Origin of the sequence: Bacillus sp. LLTC93 (genome assembly GCF_002993125.1) — a bacterium.
Classification (GTDB): domain Bacteria; phylum Bacillota; class Bacilli; order Bacillales; family Bacillaceae; genus Bacillus; species Bacillus zhangzhouensis.
In genome coordinates this window covers 37,791-55,487 of sequence record NZ_PVME01000012.1, presented here as the reverse complement: position 1 = coordinate 55,487, position 17,697 = coordinate 37,791, and the positions used below count along the sequence as shown (strand labels likewise).

Annotated in this window: 21 protein-coding genes and 1 rRNA gene; 21 read left to right on the top strand and 1 reads right to left on the bottom strand. The window is 40.7% G+C overall.

Annotated features, from left to right (window positions below; genetic code table 11):
- Positions 1-7: 7 nt before the first annotated feature.
- The 14 genes from rrf (at position 8) to rsmI (ending at position 9,437) form a co-directional block, all read left to right on the top strand.
- Positions 8-123 (top strand): 5S ribosomal RNA (gene rrf, locus C6W18_RS19455).
- Between the two features lie 171 nt (positions 124-294).
- A complete protein-coding gene (locus C6W18_RS19450; protein ID WP_034324529.1) occupies positions 295-486 on the top strand; it encodes a sigma factor G inhibitor Gin in 192 nt (63 codons plus the stop codon).
- A gap of 128 nt (positions 487-614) precedes the next feature.
- A complete protein-coding gene (locus C6W18_RS19445; RefSeq protein ID WP_034324527.1) occupies positions 615-1,229 on the top strand; it encodes a 5-bromo-4-chloroindolyl phosphate hydrolysis family protein in 615 nt (204 codons plus the stop codon).
- Positions 1,230-1,248: 19 nt separating this feature from the next.
- The gene (locus tag C6W18_RS19440) at positions 1,249-2,313 is read left to right on the top strand and encodes a toxic anion resistance protein (protein WP_105928589.1); all 1,065 of its coding nucleotides are present in this window, start codon (positions 1,249-1,251) and stop codon (positions 2,311-2,313) included.
- A 77-nt stretch (positions 2,314-2,390) separates the two neighbouring features.
- Positions 2,391-3,800 (top strand): aminotransferase class I/II-fold pyridoxal phosphate-dependent enzyme, encoded by a 1,410-nt coding sequence (locus C6W18_RS19435; protein ID WP_105928588.1) that lies wholly within the window; start codon positions 2,391-2,393, stop codon positions 3,798-3,800.
- Entirely contained in the window at positions 3,797-4,435 is a 639-nt protein-coding gene (gene tmk, locus C6W18_RS19430) for a dTMP kinase (protein ID WP_105928587.1), read from the top strand. The genes C6W18_RS19435 and tmk overlap by 4 nt, the downstream gene beginning before the upstream one ends.
- Positions 4,436-4,514: 79 nt before the next feature.
- The gene (locus C6W18_RS19425) at positions 4,515-4,844 is read left to right on the top strand and encodes a cyclic-di-AMP receptor (RefSeq protein WP_012008640.1); all 330 of its coding nucleotides are present in this window, start codon (positions 4,515-4,517) and stop codon (positions 4,842-4,844) included.
- 12 nt (positions 4,845-4,856) lie between these two features.
- The gene (locus tag C6W18_RS19420; protein ID WP_105928586.1) at positions 4,857-5,297 is read left to right on the top strand and encodes a YaaR family protein; all 441 of its coding nucleotides are present in this window, start codon (positions 4,857-4,859) and stop codon (positions 5,295-5,297) included.
- Positions 5,298-5,308: 11 nt separating this feature from the next.
- Complete coding sequence (gene holB / locus C6W18_RS19415) at positions 5,309-6,298, top strand: DNA polymerase III subunit delta' (RefSeq protein WP_105928585.1); 990 nt, start codon at positions 5,309-5,311, stop codon at positions 6,296-6,298.
- A 2-nt stretch (positions 6,299-6,300) separates the two neighbouring features.
- A complete protein-coding gene (ricT, locus tag C6W18_RS19410) occupies positions 6,301-7,128 on the top strand; it encodes a competence/sporulation regulator complex protein RicT (protein WP_034324513.1) in 828 nt (275 codons plus the stop codon).
- Positions 7,129-7,142: 14 nt separating this feature from the next.
- Entirely contained in the window at positions 7,143-7,496 is a 354-nt protein-coding gene (yabA, locus tag C6W18_RS19405) for a DNA replication initiation control protein YabA (protein ID WP_024425629.1), read from the top strand.
- Positions 7,497-7,551: 55 nt separating this feature from the next.
- Positions 7,552-8,295, top strand: coding sequence for a tRNA1(Val) (adenine(37)-N6)-methyltransferase (locus tag C6W18_RS19400; RefSeq protein WP_105928584.1), 744 nt, complete (start codon positions 7,552-7,554; stop codon positions 8,293-8,295).
- Positions 8,282-8,581: a GIY-YIG nuclease family protein gene (locus C6W18_RS19395; RefSeq protein ID WP_034324509.1), complete on the top strand. Its 300-nt coding sequence runs from the start codon at positions 8,282-8,284 to the stop codon at positions 8,579-8,581. The genes C6W18_RS19400 and C6W18_RS19395 overlap by 14 nt, the downstream gene beginning before the upstream one ends.
- Positions 8,556-9,437: a 16S rRNA (cytidine(1402)-2'-O)-methyltransferase gene (gene rsmI, locus C6W18_RS19390; RefSeq protein WP_105928583.1), complete on the top strand. Its 882-nt coding sequence runs from the start codon at positions 8,556-8,558 to the stop codon at positions 9,435-9,437. The genes C6W18_RS19395 and rsmI overlap by 26 nt, the downstream gene beginning before the upstream one ends.
- 44 nt (positions 9,438-9,481) lie before the next feature.
- Here rsmI and abrB read toward each other — a convergent pair whose 3' ends face one another.
- Positions 9,482-9,772, bottom strand: a complete 291-nt coding sequence (gene abrB / locus C6W18_RS19385; RefSeq protein WP_087975202.1) for a transition state genes transcriptional regulator AbrB — start codon at positions 9,770-9,772, stop codon at positions 9,482-9,484.
- A gap of 519 nt (positions 9,773-10,291) precedes the next feature.
- On the opposite strand from abrB, the gene metG reads away from it, so the two are divergent.
- The 7 genes from metG (at position 10,292) to veg (ending at position 17,669) form a co-directional block, all read left to right on the top strand.
- Positions 10,292-12,292 carry a methionine--tRNA ligase gene (metG, locus tag C6W18_RS19380; protein ID WP_105928582.1) on the top strand — a complete coding sequence of 667 codons (2,001 nt, stop codon included), beginning with the start codon at positions 10,292-10,294 and terminating at the stop codon, positions 12,290-12,292.
- 81 nt (positions 12,293-12,373) lie between these two features.
- Positions 12,374-13,141: a TatD family hydrolase gene (locus tag C6W18_RS19375; protein WP_105928581.1), complete on the top strand. Its 768-nt coding sequence runs from the start codon at positions 12,374-12,376 to the stop codon at positions 13,139-13,141.
- Positions 13,142-13,385: 244 nt separating this feature from the next.
- A complete protein-coding gene (locus C6W18_RS19370; RefSeq protein ID WP_105928580.1) occupies positions 13,386-14,588 on the top strand; it encodes a G5 and 3D domain-containing protein in 1,203 nt (400 codons plus the stop codon).
- Between the two features lie 160 nt (positions 14,589-14,748).
- Positions 14,749-15,309 carry a ribonuclease M5 gene (rnmV, locus tag C6W18_RS19365; RefSeq protein WP_034324499.1) on the top strand — a complete coding sequence of 187 codons (561 nt, stop codon included), beginning with the start codon at positions 14,749-14,751 and terminating at the stop codon, positions 15,307-15,309.
- Complete coding sequence (rsmA, locus tag C6W18_RS19360) at positions 15,302-16,180, top strand: 16S rRNA (adenine(1518)-N(6)/adenine(1519)-N(6))-dimethyltransferase RsmA (protein WP_034324496.1); 879 nt, start codon at positions 15,302-15,304, stop codon at positions 16,178-16,180. The genes rnmV and rsmA overlap by 8 nt, the downstream gene beginning before the upstream one ends.
- A 133-nt stretch (positions 16,181-16,313) precedes the next feature.
- Positions 16,314-17,198 carry a sporulation peptidase YabG gene (gene yabG, locus C6W18_RS19355; RefSeq protein WP_034324532.1) on the top strand — a complete coding sequence of 295 codons (885 nt, stop codon included), beginning with the start codon at positions 16,314-16,316 and terminating at the stop codon, positions 17,196-17,198.
- Positions 17,199-17,411: 213 nt separating this feature from the next.
- Positions 17,412-17,669 (top strand): biofilm formation stimulator Veg, encoded by a 258-nt coding sequence (gene veg, locus C6W18_RS19350; protein ID WP_003217979.1) that lies wholly within the window; start codon positions 17,412-17,414, stop codon positions 17,667-17,669.
- Positions 17,670-17,697: the final 28 nt, after the last annotated feature.

The following is a 17,697-nucleotide window of genomic DNA, read 5'->3' as shown; positions in this document are numbered from 1 at the left end:
CATCAGGTTTGGTGGCGATAGCGAAGAGGTCACACCCGTTCCCATACCGAACACGGAAGTTAAGCTCTTCAGCGCCGATGGTAGTTGGGGGTTTCCCCCTGTGAGAGTAGGACGCCGCCAAGCTTTTCTAAGGATCAGTTCCACACGGAACTGGTCTTTTTTGTTTTTTAACAAAAGGAACAAACACTCGATCTGGGATGGATACATATACTAAACTACCATCTAAAACATTCTTAATTTTGTATACAATTGAAAGCGCTAGGGCATACTGAAGCTATAAGTGGAGGTGTCACAATGAGCAAAAAAGAGCAAGAAGCGATTTGTTTGATTTGTGAAGAGAAAAAGACAAAGGGAATTTATTTATATCATCAGTTTTTGTGCCGAGACTGTGAGCGAAAGTTAATTTCTACATCGACCTCGGATCCTAGCTATGCCGATTATGTTAGAAAGCTGAAAAATCTTCATACGCCACCTTTGTATTCATAGACCACTAGATGGTCTTTTTTTATGAGCTATCGAGGATTGGGCCTGTTTTTTGGAACTTAGTTTGGACAACAACCGTAATAAATAATAAGATAAACAAAGAGCCTGATTATTCATAGGAGTCGATGAACATGAAATCAATCTTTTTCACATTTATATGGGCCATCCTCTCTACTCTTTTCTCGATTGTGATTTTAACCGTCAGTATTGGAGTTTTCCACCATCATGTTGGATTATCAATACTGTATTCGATGATTGGGTGGGGCGCGATGTTTGTAGGAAGCAGATGGGTTGCTTTCCAGTTGTTTTTAAAGAAGCACGGACTGTCTCGTAGTGATTATGTATATATTAAACAGCATTTAAAAGAAGCAGGGCAAAAGCTGGTTCGTTTGAAGAAAGCTTTATTTGCTGTGAAAAACGTGCAGACGATCAAACATAATTATGAAATCCTTCGGCTTGCACGACGAATCTATACGATTACAAAAAAAGAGCCGAACCGATTTTATGATGCACAGCGATTTTATTTCGAAAGTTTGGATTCTGTCGTTGAACTAACCGAAAAATATGCACTACTGTATAATCAGCCTAATCGCAGTCATGAGCTTGAAATGACACTGAGCCAAACTCGAGTCACACTGACAGAGTTGCAAAAGCAATTGACGAATGATTTACAGCAAGTTTTAGGAAGAGATATAGAAGCCCTTCACATTGAACTTGAAGTGGCCGATAAAATGATCAAAAAATAGATGAAAGGAGTCAAACTCGATGAAACCAGAAGATCAAGTCACATCAGCATCAACATCTACTACAGATCTTCAGTTTCGGGTGTTTGATACTTTATCTGATGAGGAAAAACAAGAGGCCATACAGCGGGCTGAAAAGATCCCTGACCATCCTCAAAAGCTGCTTCTCTATGGTACACGTGTGCAGGAACGATTATTAGAACAATCACAACACATGATGAAATATGTTGAGAAAAAAGATATCGATCAAATAGGAGATGTGCTTGAAGCTTTTTTGCAGCAACTACATTTAGTGGAGCCCGAGGATTTACTGCCAAAGAAGCAGGGCTTTTTTTTGAAGTTATTTCAACGGGGGAAGCGTTCAACTCAGGAGATCATTTCTCGTTTTAAACAAGCAGAAGCTCAGATAGAGAGATTATCAGCAAGGCTCCGTTACGCAAGAGGCGTATTAATCTCGGACCATAAGCTATTAGAGAGTTTATTTGAAGAAAATCAATCATATTTCCAAGAGATGACGCTACAGGTTGCAGCAGTTGAAGCGAAATTGACACAGTTAGAGCAGCAGGTCCTTTCAGAAGCGAAACATTCTAATGATCGGACATTAGAGGAGCAATTGATGAGTCAGGAAGTAAATGAGGAAGAATATATGGAGAGATTGAAAGAACGAAAGTATGATTTGCTGTTAAGCCGGCAAATTGCATTGCAATGTAATGCTCAAATCCGGATGATTCAGCATACGAACCATACATTAGCCAACCACATTCAATCAACTGTTTCCGCTTCTATTCCTCTATGGATCAACCAAATGTCGATTGCATTAACTCATATTCAGCAGCGAGCTAATTCAGCCCTTGAACAGCGAATCCAACAAACATATGAAAAGGTATCAAAGCAGCAAGGACAGCTTCTTGAAGACGCATCATTAACGCCTATAGATACGTTGAAAAAGGTTCAACACCAATTAGCTGAAACTTTACAGGAAACGTTACAGGTGAAAGAACATGGGAGCCAAGAGAGAGCTCAATTAAAAAACAACATGTACGAGGCTGAGCAGAAGCTGGCGAATCATCAACCAATAAAGGAATGAGAAACCACCTTTCAGTTCACTTGTTTGAACGTTATAATAGAAATAAGATATCGTTTAAGTGAAAAGGGTCGATTAGTTTGAAAACACCTTTATATACAGCATTATCACAACATGCGGAAAAGAAGCCTTATTCTTTTCACGTTCCAGGACATCACAATGGAGATGTCTTTTTTGATGAGGCACGGTCCGACTATGCATCAATTCTTCAGCTGGATGTGACGGAGCTTGAAGGTCTAGATGATCTCCATCACCCGACTGGTGTGATTCAAGAGGCAGAGGATTTATTGGCAAAGCTATATGGAGCAAAACAAAGCTTTTTCCTTGTGAATGGCACAACAGTTGGAAATCTAGCGATGGTGATGGCTGCATGTCGTACTGAAGATGAGATTTTTGTTCAGCGAAATTGTCATAAGTCTGTTTTCCATGCGATTGAGCTTGCAGGAGCAACGCCTATTATGTTAGAAACTGATATCGATCCATACTTGCACGTCCCAACCCATGTTACTGATGAAACAGTCAAAAAAGCTATTGCGAAACATCCTAACTGTCGGGCAATCGTTTTGACGTATCCGAACTACTATGGACATGCAGCTGATTTATCAAAGCTGATTCACATGTGTCATGAAGCGGGCATGATTGTTTTGGTTGATGAGGCACATGGCGCTCATTTTGTATTAGGCGGCGCCTTTCCTCCATCTGCCCTTTCCTACGGAGCAGACGTGGTGGTACAATCAGCACATAAAACCCTTCCAGCGATGACGATGGGCTCTTATCTCCATCTTCAAGGGGACCGAATAGATGTGAAGCGTTTGAAGTCATTGTTAACGATGCTTCAAAGCAGTTCACCTTCTTATCCAATTATGGCCTCGTTAGATGTGGCGAGAGCTTATGTTGAGGAGATCAAGGGAAAAGGGGAATTGGACGGAATCATGACAGGACTGGCAAAGCTGAAAGAACAGTTTAACAGGATGCCCCATCTCGAAGTGGTCGAGTCTGACTCGTTATCTACGGACCCATTAAAATGCGTCATTCGTTCAACAAAAGGGCTGACAGGCTATGAACTAAAAAAAGTGCTTGAATCGGTTGATGTTCACCCGGAACTTGCGGATGAACATCAAGTCTTACTCGTTTTTGGTCTGGGACAGACGAAGGACGTCCCTTTTTCAGTCATAGAGCAGGTTCTTCAGCAAAGTGATGTAATGCTTGAAAAAAAAGAGCATCTTCAAAAGGGGACGCCATCCATAGAGGTCGATCAGCAAAGACAAGACATAGAAGCCGTCCCATTCGAAAAAGCAGCAGGGCGGATCAGTGTAGAATCGGTGATTCCCTATCCGCCAGGCATACCTTTGATGATTAAGGGAGAGCGTATTGAAGCAGATCAAATTTCGACGTTAAGCCGTTTGCTTGGACATCACGTTCATGTTCAAGCAAGTCAGGTGATTCACCAGAGAAAATTATATGTTTATATAGAAGAGGAGACACTATGAGCGGTATGTTTATTACGTTTGAAGGACCAGAGGGTGCCGGAAAAACGACAGTGATACGAAAAGTGTACGAAGAAATGAAGCGCCAAGGATATGCAGTGATGGCGACTCGGGAGCCGGGCGGTATCGAAATTGCAGAGCAGATTCGTGAAGTCATTTTAAACGAAAAAAATACAAAAATGGACGCAAAAACAGAGGCATTGCTATATGCAGCAGCAAGAAGACAGCATTTGGCTGAGAAGGTAGAACCCGCATTACAGCGCGGGGACACGGTCTTATGTGATCGCTTTGTCGATAGCTCCCTTGCTTATCAAGGCTATGCGAGAGGGCTTGGGATTGAAGAAGTAAAATCAATTAACGATTTTGCTATTAATGGTACAATGCCGCAAATGACCATTTACTTTTCTATTACACCAGAGGAAGGTCTAAAGCGAATTGATGCCAATCAAGGAAGAGAAAAAAATCGATTAGATATGGAGACCCTGAATTTCCACCAAATGGTCAGAGAAGGCTATGAATTGCTGATTGCGCAATCACCAGAACGATTCCGTGTAGTGGATGCGTCTCAGCCGATGCAGGATGTCTATGAAGAAGTGCTTCAGTTGATTCAGGACACATTAAAGAAAAATCAAATATGACCTAATTCCCAATCGTTGTTATAATATAGAGGAAGACATCGGCATGTCACCTGTGCCTAAAACGAAGGAGGCCAATCAAATGAAATTAATTGTTGCCGTTGTACAGGACCAAGATAGTAGCAAGTTGCTGAAAATATTGACTGAACATCAATTCGGCGTGACAAAATTAGCTTCAACTGGTGGGTTTTTAAAGTCTGGAAATACGACTTTTATTATTGGTTGTGATGATGTCCGAGTGGATAAGGCTTTACAGCTTATAAAGGAAAATTGCCGTAAACGTGATCAGATGATCGCGCCTGTATCACCAATGGGTGGAAATGCAGATTCATACGTACCATACCCTGTTGAGGTTGAAGTTGGTGGAGCTACTGTCTTTATTCTGCCAGTTGAACAATTTCATCAATTTTAAGGATGGGTTGCTGTGAAAATTAATCAAGATATGCGGCTGCTTTTAGAAAAGCGTGAACTTCAAGCAATTAAAGGCGGCCAGACATCTGCTTCTTTTAAAGCTTCTATGGAGACACAAGGCGGCAAAATGCGCTTAGAACAATTGACAATCATGCTGAGTGATATCGAGGTGTTCGGTAAAAAGCTGACAAAGTCACGAAATCTAAAGGACTTGGCCAGGTTTAAAGGACTTGTGAAGCGCTTTGTGAAAGAGACCGTCGATAATGGATTAAATATAGAGACGTCAAGGAGCTTTGACCTGTATGGCAACACGCGAACACTCGCTTTAGTCAAAGCATTAGATGAAAAGCTTATTGAATTAACAGAGGATATGATGGATCAAGAGAAACCCTCTATTGATTTGCTTGAACGTATTGGAGAAATAAAAGGTTTATTGATTAACCTTTACACATAGAGAGTGATAACATGGCAATTAGCTGGGATGACATGAATGATTTGCAGCCGCGCGTCATGCGGCTGATTTTTAATAGTATTGATAAAGACCGACTGGCCCATGCTTACTTATTTGAAGGGAAAAAAGGGACAGGAAAACTAGATGCTGCCATGCTTTTGGCTAAGAGCTTTTTTTGCTTGGAAGCAGGAGTGAAACCATGTGAATCCTGTCAAAACTGCAAAAGGATTGAGTCTGGAAACCATCCAGACTTACATTTAATGCAGCCTGACGGCCAATCGATTAAGAAAGCGCAAGTGCAGGCATTGCAGGAAGAATTTACAAAAACAGGTGTAGAATCGCACCGGAAAATGTATATCATTCTTCATGCTGACAAAATGACGGTCAATGCCGCGAACAGTTTATTAAAGTTCCTAGAGGAGCCTAATCGGGAAACGATGGCGGTTTTAATCACTGAGCAATCACATAAAATGCTGGATACGATTATTTCAAGATGTCAGATGCTGAGCTTTCAGCCGCTGCAGCCACAATCCTTGGAGCAGCAGCTTTTACAAGAAGGCGTATCTCAGCATCTTGCAAGGCTTTTGTCGAATTTAACTAATAATTTAGCAGAAGCACTCGAATTAAGTCGAAATGATCAGTTTGCAGAGTCTAGAGCGAAAGTGATAAAATTGTATGAAGTCTTACACCAGCGAAAAGAACATGCATTTTTTTATATACAAGATCAATGGATGCCTTTTTTCAAAGAGAAAGACCTTCAAGAAACAGGTCTGGATATGCTTTTATTTATATATCGTGATGTATTGTCGATTCAAATAGGAAACGAAGATAAAGTCATTTATCAAGACTTATTCCAGACAATGAAGCAGCACGCGCTGCATTCCACACAGCAGATGGTGACAAACCAGATCCTTGCTGTATTAGAAGCGAAAAAGAGACTTCAATCCAACGTGAATGCCCAAGGGCTAATGGAGCAATTGGTGTTGATGTTGCAGGAGGGATAAGCTTGTACAACGTAATTGGTGTTCGCTTTAAAAAAGCGGGCAAAATCTATTATTTCGATCCTAATGGATTTCATATAGAAAATGATAGTTGTGTCATTGTAGAAACGGTCAGAGGGGTTGAGTACGGACAAGTGGTCATCGCCAATAAAAAGGTAGATGAACACGATGTGGTTCTCCCTCTACGTAAGGTGATTCGTGTAGCAGACGAACGAGACCGGCTCATCGTTGAGGAAAACAAAGAAGCAGCGATAGCAGCCTTTGATACATGTCTTCAGAAGGTTAGTGAACACGGCCTGGAAATGAAGCTAGTCGATGTTGAATTTACATTTGACCGAAACAAGGTCATCTTCTATTTCACAGCGGACGGCAGAGTAGATTTCCGTGAGCTGGTGAAGGATCTTGCATCGATCTTCAAGACGAGAATTGAACTTCGCCAAATCGGTGTAAGAGACGAGGCAAAAATGCTGGGCGGCATAGGTCCTTGTGGAAGAATGCTTTGCTGTTCGACATTTCTAGGAGATTTTGAACCGGTGTCCATAAAAATGGCAAAAGATCAAAACCTGTCATTAAACCCTACGAAAATTTCAGGGCTTTGCGGCCGTTTGATGTGCTGCTTGAAATATGAGAATGATGAGTATGAAACAGCGAAAGAACAATTACCGGATATCGGTGAAACGATTCAGACGTCTAATGGCTCTGCAAAGGTAGTAGGGCTCAACATTTTAGAACGAATTTTGCAAGTTGAATTAACCGGGCAAGAAAAAGTGGTAGAATATACTTGGGAAGAATTATTACAAGAAGGCGTTGTATCTGCACAAACAACTGAGTAACGAGGTGTGCCACCTTGGATAAAAAGGAACTATTTGATACAGTGATCAATTTAGAAGAACAAATCGGTTCTCTTTATCGACAGCTAGGTGATTTGAAAAATCACATCGGTGAAGTGATTGAAGAAAATCATCAGCTTCAGATGGAGAATCAGCACTTGCGTGAACGTCTGGATCAGTCCGATCGAGACAAATCGTCTGAGGCGGAGAATGATTCTGCACAGAAGCCAAGTCATTCTGATATAGGAGAAGGTCATGATAACCTTGCTCGGTTATATCAGGAAGGTTTCCATATTTGTAATGTACATTATGGGAGCATTCGTAAAGAGGGAGACTGTTTGTTCTGTCTGTCATTTTTAAATAAAAAATGAGAAAAGGCTTCCGCTGAATCGGGAGCCTTTTTCACAGGAAAAGAAAGGATACATCATGGTTTCATTAAGAGAAGATGAACGTTTAGACTACTTGCTGGCTGAAGATATGAAAATCATTCAAAGTAAAACCGTGTTCGCCTTTTCATTGGATGCGGTTTTATTAGCAAAATTTGCGTATGTGCCGATCCAAAAAGGGGAGATCATTGATCTTTGTACGGGAAATGGTATCGTACCATTGCTGCTTTCGACTCGGTCTAAGGCCTCTATTACAGGTGTTGAAATTCAAGAACGCCTGTATGATATGGCAAAGAGAAGTGTAGAGCATAATCAATTAGAGCATCAGATTGAATTGATACATGGTGATTTGAATGACATGCCAAAACGCTATGGTAACCACAAAGTAGATGTGATCACATGTAATCCGCCGTATTTTAAGACACCCTCTAAGGATGAAATCAATGAAAATGAATATTTAGCAATTGCACGGCATGAAATTCATTGTACATTAGAAGATGTCATTCGTGTTTCTTCCACTTTGCTGAAGCAAGGGGGCAAGCTGGCAATGGTTCACCGCCCAGGACGTTTGCTTGAGATTGTTGAAATGATGAAGAAATACCGTATTGAGCCAAAGCGAATTCAATTTGTTTATCCGAAACAGGGGAAAGAAGCCAATACAATCTTAGTAGAAGGCATGAAAGATGGAAAGCCAGATTTAAAAATCTTGCCACCCCTCTTTGTTTATGGGGAAGACCAAGAGTATACAGAAGAAATCAGGACGATACTATATGGAGAAGCATAAGCATTACTTTTATGTATTGAAATGTGCAGATGGCAGTTTGTATGCTGGATATACAAACGACTTACAAAAAAGGCTGAATACCCACAATAGTGGTAAGGGAGCAAAATATACAAGAGCGAGACGGCCGGTTGAGCTTTATTACCATGAATGTTTTTCAACCAAAAGAGAAGCCATGCAGCAAGAATATCGTTTTAAAACTTGGACACGTCAAAAGAAAGACATTTATATACAAGAAATGCGAATGGAAAAGGAGGCGGCACATGAAAAAGACACAGAAAAGCTTTGATGGTCAATCCGAAATGGGGATTCTTTATCTCGTACCAACCCCAATTGGAAACTTAGAAGATATGACGTTCCGAGCGATACAAACATTAAAAGATGTAGACTATATTGCCGCAGAAGATACGAGACAAACGAAAAAGCTTTGTCATGTATATGAAATTGATACACCGTTAACGAGTTATCATGAGCATAACAAAGACAGCAGTGGTTACAAGTTGATCGAATGGCTAAAAGAAGGAAAAAATATCGCACTAGTGAGCGATGCTGGTTTGCCGACTATCTCTGATCCAGGAGCTGAAGTGGTTCGAGACTTTACTAGCATCGGAGGCTATGTTATTCCACTACCTGGTGCAAACGCAGCACTAACGGCGCTAATTGCGTCAGGGATCGCGCCACAGCCATTTTTCTTTTACGGTTTTCTTGATCGTCAAAAAAAGGAAAAGAAAAAACAGCTGGAAGCATTGAAGAAACGCCAAGAAACGATTATTTTGTATGAGGCGCCCCATCGGTTAAAAGAAACGCTGACCGTGATGAAGGAAGTGTGGGGGAACCGGAACATTGCGATTACGCGAGAACTGACAAAAAAATTCGAAGAGTTTATTCGTGGAGATTTAGAGTACGTGCTGACATGGGCTACGGAACAACAAATTCGCGGCGAATTCTGTCTTGTGGTACAAGGAAATGATCAGGATGAAGCAGAGCTGAATGAAGAAGCCTGGTGGAAGTCCTTATCTGAAAAAGAACACGTGATCCATTACATAGAGGAAGGATTGACGTCGAAGGAAGCCATTAAACGTACAGCAGTTGAACGGGGTGTGCCAAAGCGCACGATATACGATGCCTATCATATTGAACAATAAAGAAAGGTTCTTGCAAACGGTGCAAGAACCTTTTTATATGATACTTATTTTTGTGATTGAAGTTGGTTTTGGATTTCGTTAATGATTTGCTCTGCACCTTCACGGCTAAGAACTAATTTACCATTAGCAAGTTTAAGGTTATCGTCTGATACTTCACCTGTTACTTGGCAAGTCATGTTTGGTTTATATTTTTTTAGGATAATTTTTTCATCATCAACATAAATTTCCAAAGCGTCTTTTTCAGCGATTCCTAGTGTACGGCGAAGTTCGATTGGAATCACCACGCGTCCTAATTCGTCAACTTTACGTACAATACCTGTAGATTTCATCTTCATTCTCCTCCCAAAGAGTTCTTATTCTTAATATAATATTATCTTCGTCATTATTCGACAAATTCCTTACATTCCTAGCATAACAAGGTTTCCATAAATCGTCAATCATTTTGTTTACTATTGTTTGTAAAATATGACTCTTAAAGTCAAAAGACCTTGAAACTATTGGTGTGTAAGGATTTTGTGGACTTTATCTAGAAAAATATGATAAATAATGAGAACAGATTGACGAGACTTTTGCCCTAAATTAGCCAATTGTAAATCTGAAAGTATATTTCATACGACAATATTCGACAAAATGTCGAGCGGTTTGTCGTTTTTTCGAAAAACTCATCTTTTTCGATCATTTCAGCTTCTTCTATGTATATATGCTTGATCTTAAAGGCTAAGATGGTATCATAGAGAAAGCACAAGTGCAAAACATAATGAAATGATCTGACACATTTTAATGAAGTGATTATAACCGCTCTCGTCCATTGGGCGGGAGCTTTTGACATTTACACACACGCAGGAGGTTCCGACATGCCGGAAAAGAAAAAAACGTTTTATCTGACAACACCTATTTACTATCCGAGCGGAAAATTACATATTGGACATGCTTATACGACAGTGGCAGGGGATGCCATGGCTCGTTATAAACGTCTTCAAGGCTATGATGTGATGTATTTAACGGGTACAGATGAGCACGGACAAAAAATTCAGCAAAAAGCTGAAGAACAAAATATTACACCGATTGAGTATTTAGATCCCGTCGTTGCAGACATTCAATCATTATGGAAGAAACTCGACATTTCAAATGATGATTTCATTCGTACAACGGAAAAAAGACATACGAAAATCATTGAGCAAGTCTTCCAAAAACTGCTCGATCAAGGAGATATCTATTTAGATCAATATGAAGGCTGGTACAGTATTCCTGATGAAACATTCTATACGGAAACACAGCTTGTTGATGTTGAGCGAAATGAAAAAGGAGAAGTCATTGGCGGGAAAAGCCCCGACAGTGGTCACCCTGTTGAATTGATTAAAGAGGAATCATATTTCTTCCGTATGAGTAAGTATGCAGATCGTTTACTGGACTATTACGAAAAGAATCCATCGTTCATTCAGCCTGAATCAAGAAAGAATGAAATGATCAATAACTTCATTAAACCAGGTTTAGAGGATTTAGCTGTATCAAGAACAACCTTTGATTGGGGAATTAAAGTACCGAATAATCCGAAACACGTGATTTATGTATGGATTGATGCGTTATTCAACTATTTAACAGCGATTGGCTATGGGACCGATCAGGATGAAAAATATAAAAAATATTGGCCTGCCAACGTACACCTTGTAGGGAAAGAAATTGTGCGCTTCCATACAATTTATTGGCCGATTATGCTGATGGCATTAGATCTGCCTCTGCCGAAACAAATTTTTGCACACGGCTGGCTGCTTATGAAAGATGGCAAAATGTCTAAATCAAAAGGGAACGTGGTAGATCCGGTCACATTAATTGATCGCTATGGCCTTGATGCCCTTCGTTATTATCTACTTCGCGAAGTGCCATTTGGTGCGGATGGTGTGTTTACACCAGAAGGATTCGTGGAACGTGTAAACTATGACCTTGCCAATGATTTAGGAAACTTGCTTAACCGTACAGTGGCGATGGTGCAAAAATATTTTGACGGTACATTAAGTAGCTATAAAGGGCCTGTCAATGAGTTTGATGAGGAGCTTAAAGCTGTGGCTGAACAAACGGTAAAAGCTTATGAAGAAGCGATGGAAAACCTTGAATTCTCGGTGGCTCTTTCAAATGTATGGACATTAATCAGCAGAACCAATAAATATATTGATCAAACAGCTCCATGGGTGTTAGCGAAGGATGAAACGAAACGAAAAGAACTACATTCTGTTATGTACCATTTAGCAGAATCACTTCGAATTACAGCAGTGCTACTAACGCCATTCTTAACGAAAACACCTGAGAAAATCTTCTTCCAGCTTGGAATCGAAGGAGATAAACTCAAAAGCTGGGACAGTATTCTATCATTTGGTGCGATTCAACAAGCGACGGTACAAAAAGGAGAGCCATTGTTCCCGCGTTTAGAGGCCGAAGAAGAAGTGGCATACATTAAAGAGAAAATGCAGGGAAGTACGCCTAAGGTAGAAGAAGAGCAAGCTGAAATAGAAGAAACGGAATTGCCTGAGCTGGGAGCAGAAATTGCATTTGATGATTTCTCGAAAGTTGATCTTCGAGTAGCACAAGTATTGGAAGCAGCCCCAGTTAAAAAAGCTGATCGTCTTTTAAAGCTCCAGCTTGATTTTGGATTTGAAAAAAGACAAATTGTCTCAGGGATTGCCAAGCATTATCAACCAGATGAATTGGTAGGGAAGAAGCTTGTTTGCGTAGCGAATCTCACGCCAGTTAAACTCAGAGGGGAAATTTCCCAGGGAATGATTTTAACTGGGGAAACTGGTGGGAAATTGCAGGTCCTTGAAGTGGATCAATCTCTAGCGAATGGAACAAAAATTTTATAAATCAACAAAGGTGTTCCACGTGTAACATTTCGTCGAACACCTTTTGTTTTTTAGGAGAATTGTCGAAAGGAGCAATGAACGATGTTATTTGATACACATGCCCATTTAAATGCGGAACAATACAATGAGGACTTAGAGCAGGTGATCGAACGAGCCAAAAGTGAAAAGGTAGAGAACATTGTGGTGGTGGGGTTTGACCGCCCGACGATTACGAGAGCGATGGAATTAATTGAAGAGTATGATTTCATTTATGCAGCCATCGGCTGGCATCCTGTCGATGCAATTGATATGACAGATGAGGATTTGGCTTGGATTAAAGAATTATCTCAACATGAAAAGGTCGTTGCCATTGGAGAAATGGGTCTGGATTACTATTGGGACAAGTCGCCAAAAGAAGTACAAAAAGAAGTCTTTAGACGTCAAATTGCTCTTGCGAAGGAAGTGAATCTTCCAATCATCATTCATAACCGTGACGCAACGGAAGATGTCGTGACGATCTTAAAAGAAGAGGGAGCGGCAGATGTTGGAGGTATTATGCACTGCTTTACAGGAAGCCTAGAAATTGCAAAAGCCTGTATGGAAATGAACTTTTATATTTCATTCGGTGGACCTGTGACATTTAAAAATGCCAAAAAGCCGAAGGAAGTTGTAAAGGACATACCAAGTGATCGACTTTTGATTGAAACAGACTGCCCATACTTAACGCCAGCGCCTTTCAGAGGGAAGCGCAATGAGCCAAGTTATGTGAAATATATCGCAGAGCAAATTGCTGAATTACGAGAAATGAGCTTTGAAGAGCTTGCTGAATTGACAACAGAAAATGCGAAAAAAGTTTTCCGTATAAACTGACAGTATATGATGTCAATCCTTGTTTAAGCTTGTCCATTTGTGAAACATAACGAAAAAGTTCTACACGTTTGCTGCTCCTCATAGGATAAGTTGTCGATAAGTCTTTCTTCCCTTCCTGCCATAAATCTCCCATAATAGGTTTACAATCGAGCATTTTTGTACAGTGGGTGGAAGGGTTGACAGGTTTTGAGATACTCTATATAATCTCTCCGAGGAGAAGGAGGCGTTTTTCATCGTACAAAAAGTGAAAAATCTGTTTTCTGTCAAGCTAGGAAAAGGCAAGGTTTTATTACTAGTCGCTTGCTTACTTTTAGCTGGAACTGGGACGGCTTACGGTGCGCATGAGTTCACTAAGCAGTCTATTACCATTTCAATCAATGGTAAAGAGAAGACAATTCGTACACATGAAGAGACAGTAGCACAGCTGCTTTCAGACCTTGGGATAAGGACCAGGGCGGAGGATCATATCTCTCCAAGTCTAAATACAAAGATTCAAGACAATATGAACATTGTGTATGATGCGGCTATACCGGTTCATCTTACCCTAGATGGGAAAGAGAAAACGATATGGACAACAGATCAGACGGTTGGAGCATTATTGAAGAATGAAAAGATAGATATTGGGAAGCACGATCAAGTGACTCCAGGAAAGAATGACAAGATTAAAAAGGGTATGAATCTTGTGGTTCAGCAGGCCTTTCAGGTCAGCTTAAAGGATGGAGGAAAGGATAAAAAAGTGTGGACCACTTCGACTACGGTCGCTGACTTTTTAAAGCAACAAGAGCTAAGGCTCAAGAAGCACGATAAGATCAAGCCTGCGTTACATAGTAACATTTCTAAAAAAAGCGCAGATATCCAGATCACTCGGGTGGAAAAAGTCACCGATGTAGTGGAAGAGAAAATTGCTTTTGATACCAAACATAAAAAGGATCGTTCTCTTGAAAAAGGAAAAGAGAAGGTACTTAAAAAAGGTGAAGAAGGTAAATTGAAGAAGCACTATGCCATTGTGAAAGAAAACGGCAAAGTGGTGTCTAAAGAATTAATCAAAGAAGTAACTGAAAAAGATAGCAAGGATCGTTTAGTGGCCATTGGTACCCAAGTGTCCAAAAAGGAACCTAAAGCATCCCCTGTAGTTTCAAGAAGCAATGAATCGTCAGGAAAAGAATTCTACGTGACGTCAACAGCCTATACAGCGAGCTGTGCTGGATGTACGGGCAGAACGTCTACAGGTTTTAATTTAAAAGCAAATCCGGGTGCAAAGGTCATAGCAGTTGATCCGAGTGTCATTCCGCTAGGCTCTAAAGTGTATGTGGAAGGCTATGGATATGCCGTTGCATCAGACACTGGATCTGCTATAAAAGGGAATAAAATTGATGTGTTCGTCCCAAGTAAGTCGGCAGCTTATCAATGGGGAAATAAACGAGTGAAAATTAGAGTGCTCAAATAAACACATCAAATCATTTATATGAACAGAGGGCTTTGCGCACCCTCTGTTTTTTTGGTTATAATAGAAGCACTGTTTTCTAATTAATTAGACGCAAAAACAGCATGAAAGGTTTCGTTTTTTGACCAAAAAATGTTTATTGTTTTTGCAAGCGGAGGAATAAATGAAAATCAAAGAGATCATTGTGGTGGAGGGTCGTGATGACACTGCCAGAGTGAAGATGGCCGTTGATGCAGATACGATCGAAACAAACGGATCTGCTATTGGCGATACAGTCATTCAACAGGTACGTCTTGCTCAGGAGACGCGAGGTGTGATTATTTTAACAGATCCTGATTTTCCTGGTGAGAAGATCCGTAAAACCATCGCAGAAGCGGTTCCAGGTTGTAAGCACGCGTTTTTGCCAAAACATCTTGCGAAAGCCAAGCGGGACAAAGGAATTGGCGTTGAGCACGCTTCTTTGGACAGTATTCGGGAATGCCTTGCCCATGTCCATGAGGAAATGGAAGAATCGGAAAGTGACATTACATTAGACGACTTATTTGACGCAGGCCTTATCGGAGGCGATGCATCGAAACGGCGCCGCGAACGACTAGGTGTGCTTTTAAATATAGGATATACCAATGCGAAGCAGCTGCAAAAGCGCCTTCACATGTTTCAAATAACCAAACATGATTTTATTGCGGCCTTAAAGACCGTCATGCAGGAGGAAGCTGATGAATAAAGATATTGCGACACCCGTCAGAACGAAGGAAATACTAAAGAAGTACGGTTTCTCTTTTAAAAAGAGCTTAGGGCAGAACTTTTTAATTGACACAAATATTTTAGATCGCATTGTCGATCATGCAGAGATTACAGATGAAACAGGCGTTATTGAAATTGGACCTGGGATCGGTGCATTAACAGAACAGCTCGCTAAACGAGCAAAGAAAGTGACCGCTTTCGAAATCGACCAGCGTTTATTGCCCATTTTAAACGATACACTTTCTCCATATGATAATGTCACCATCATTCACCAAGACGTATTGAAGGCGGATGTGAGGAAGGTGATCGAAGAAAATTTTGCTGACTGTAAAGAAGTGATGGTTGTAGCCAACCTTCCTTATTACGTGACGACACCGATTATTATGAAATTGCTTGAAGAAAACCTTCCATTGAAAGGGATTGTGGTCATGCTGCAAAAAGAAGTCGCAGATCGTATGGCAGCTGTCCCTTCATCAAAGGAATACAACTCTCTTTCTATTGCGGTGCAATTTTATACGGAAGCGAAAACGGTCATGGTTGTGCCTAAAACTGTTTTCGTTCCCCAGCCAAATGTTGATTCGGCTGTCATTAAACTAACAGTTCGTGAAACGCCTGCTGTCTCAGTAGAAAATGATGCATTTTTCTTTCAGCTTATCCGTGCAAGCTTTGGTCAGCGCCGGAAAACGTTGATGAATAATCTGTTGAACAATCTGCCTGATGGTAAAAAACATAAAGCCATTATTGAAGAAGCGCTTGAAACAGCTGAAATTGATGGGAAGCGACGCGGTGAGTCACTATCCATTGAGGAATTTGCCCGTTTATCTAACGTTTTACAAAAAGCCCTATTTTAAGGGCTTTTTCTTTTGTTTTTCACCACTTCATCCGTTCGGGCATAGGCTAGAAAGAACAGCACATATGAAAGACGAACATGTTCAACGCAAGACGATACCAACAGGATATGAGCCTGATTGTGGAGTGAAAAGCATGCAATTTCAAATAGGAGATATGGTGACGAGGGCATCCTATCAGATGGATATTATGTTTCGTATCATACGAATTGATGAGACAGATCAGCACGAAGCCACCGCCATTTTGCATGGGAATGAAGTGAGGCTGATTGCTGATGCAAAGATGTCTGACTTGGTCTTGATTCAAAAAGAAGAGCAGCTGACAAGAGAGAAGGACGACGAGCGGAAAATTAACGAATCGCTCGACTTACTCAGACAGGATTATCAGCTGCTGCGTGAAAAGCAAGAATATTATACTTCTGGGCAATACCAGCATCAGGAGCAGTATTTTCACATGCCCGGAAAGGTTCTTCATTTAGATGGAGATGCTTCGTACTTAAAGAAATGCTTAGACGTATATGAACGAATTGGTGTGCCTGTGTATGGCGTGCATTGCCATGAGAAGAAAATGCCAAGCATGATTGACTCTTTAATCGATCAATATCGACCTGATATCTTGGTCATCACAGGACATGATGCGTATTCCAAGCAAAAAGGCGGTGTACATGATATCGGTGCATATCGCCATTCTCGTCATTTCGTTGAAACGGTTCAAAAAGCAAGAAGGAAAATTCCGCATTTAGATCAGCTTGTGATCTTTGCGGGTGCATGTCAATCTCATTTTGAATCATTGATCCAAGCAGGTGCCAACTTTGCAAGCTCACCTTCTCGTGTCAACATCCATGCGCTCGACCCCGTCTATATTGTTGCGAAGATCAGCTTCACTCCATTTGTAGATCGAATCAACGTGTGGGATGTGCTCCGAAATACATTAACAAGAGAAAAAGGTCTCGGAGGAATCGAAACGAAGGGTGTTTTAAGGGTAGGTATGCCATATAAAAGAGACCATGAATCGACATAACCCGACTGATTTCAGTCTGGTTTTTTTTATATTTAAAAAGAAATTTCAAACGGATACATAATTCACCGGAATTTGAGAAAAATAGGGAGAAGAAAAGGTAGAAGTTTGTCAAAATTATTTTGTTGACAATGGCTCGTGTTCGTTGATATAATTTAATTTTTATTTGACAAAAACGGGCCGTTGTTGTATAATTATCTCAGTGAGGTGGATGCAATGGCGAAGACTTTGTCCGACATCAAAAGATCGCTTGATGGTAACTTAGGTAAACGTTTGACGTTAAAGGCTAACGGAGGCCGCCGTAAAACAATTGAGCGTTCGGGCATTTTAGCTGAAACGTACCCTTCTGTTTTTGTGATTCAATTAGATCAAGATGAAAATTCGTTTGAAAGAGTTTCTTACAGTTATGCAGATATACTGACTGAGACGGTCGAATTAACGTTCGATGATACCGCTAGCTCAGTCGCCTATTAATGGGCAGTGAACTTCTTGTTTACTGCTT

Bases quoted from the DNA above. Each gene is read 5' to 3' on its own strand.
- C6W18_RS19450 (WP_034324529.1), top strand. From the start codon at position 295: ATGAGCAAAAAAGAGCAAGAAGCGATTTGTTTGATTTGTGAAGAGAAA.
- C6W18_RS19445 (WP_034324527.1), top strand. From the start codon at position 615: ATGAAATCAATCTTTTTCACATTTATATGGGCCATCCTCTCTACTCTT.
- C6W18_RS19440 (WP_105928589.1), top strand. From the start codon at position 1,249: ATGAAACCAGAAGATCAAGTCACATCAGCATCAACATCTACTACAGAT.
- tmk (WP_105928587.1), top strand. From the start codon at position 3,797: ATGAGCGGTATGTTTATTACGTTTGAAGGACCAGAGGGTGCCGGAAAA.
- C6W18_RS19425 (WP_012008640.1), top strand. From the start codon at position 4,515: ATGAAATTAATTGTTGCCGTTGTACAGGACCAAGATAGTAGCAAGTTG.
- holB (WP_105928585.1), top strand. From the start codon at position 5,309: ATGGCAATTAGCTGGGATGACATGAATGATTTGCAGCCGCGCGTCATG.
- C6W18_RS19400 (WP_105928584.1), top strand. From the start codon at position 7,552: ATGGTTTCATTAAGAGAAGATGAACGTTTAGACTACTTGCTGGCTGAA.
- C6W18_RS19395 (WP_034324509.1), top strand. From the start codon at position 8,282: ATGGAGAAGCATAAGCATTACTTTTATGTATTGAAATGTGCAGATGGC.
- rsmI (WP_105928583.1), top strand. From the start codon at position 8,556: ATGAAAAAGACACAGAAAAGCTTTGATGGTCAATCCGAAATGGGGATT.
- abrB (WP_087975202.1), bottom strand. From the start codon at position 9,772: ATGAAGATGAAATCTACAGGTATTGTACGTAAAGTTGACGAATTAGGA.
- metG (WP_105928582.1), top strand. From the start codon at position 10,292: ATGCCGGAAAAGAAAAAAACGTTTTATCTGACAACACCTATTTACTAT.
- C6W18_RS19375 (WP_105928581.1), top strand. From the start codon at position 12,374: ATGTTATTTGATACACATGCCCATTTAAATGCGGAACAATACAATGAG.
- rnmV (WP_034324499.1), top strand. From the start codon at position 14,749: ATGAAAATCAAAGAGATCATTGTGGTGGAGGGTCGTGATGACACTGCC.
- rsmA (WP_034324496.1), top strand. From the start codon at position 15,302: ATGAATAAAGATATTGCGACACCCGTCAGAACGAAGGAAATACTAAAG.
- yabG (WP_034324532.1), top strand. From the start codon at position 16,314: ATGCAATTTCAAATAGGAGATATGGTGACGAGGGCATCCTATCAGATG.
- veg (WP_003217979.1), top strand. From the start codon at position 17,412: ATGGCGAAGACTTTGTCCGACATCAAAAGATCGCTTGATGGTAACTTA.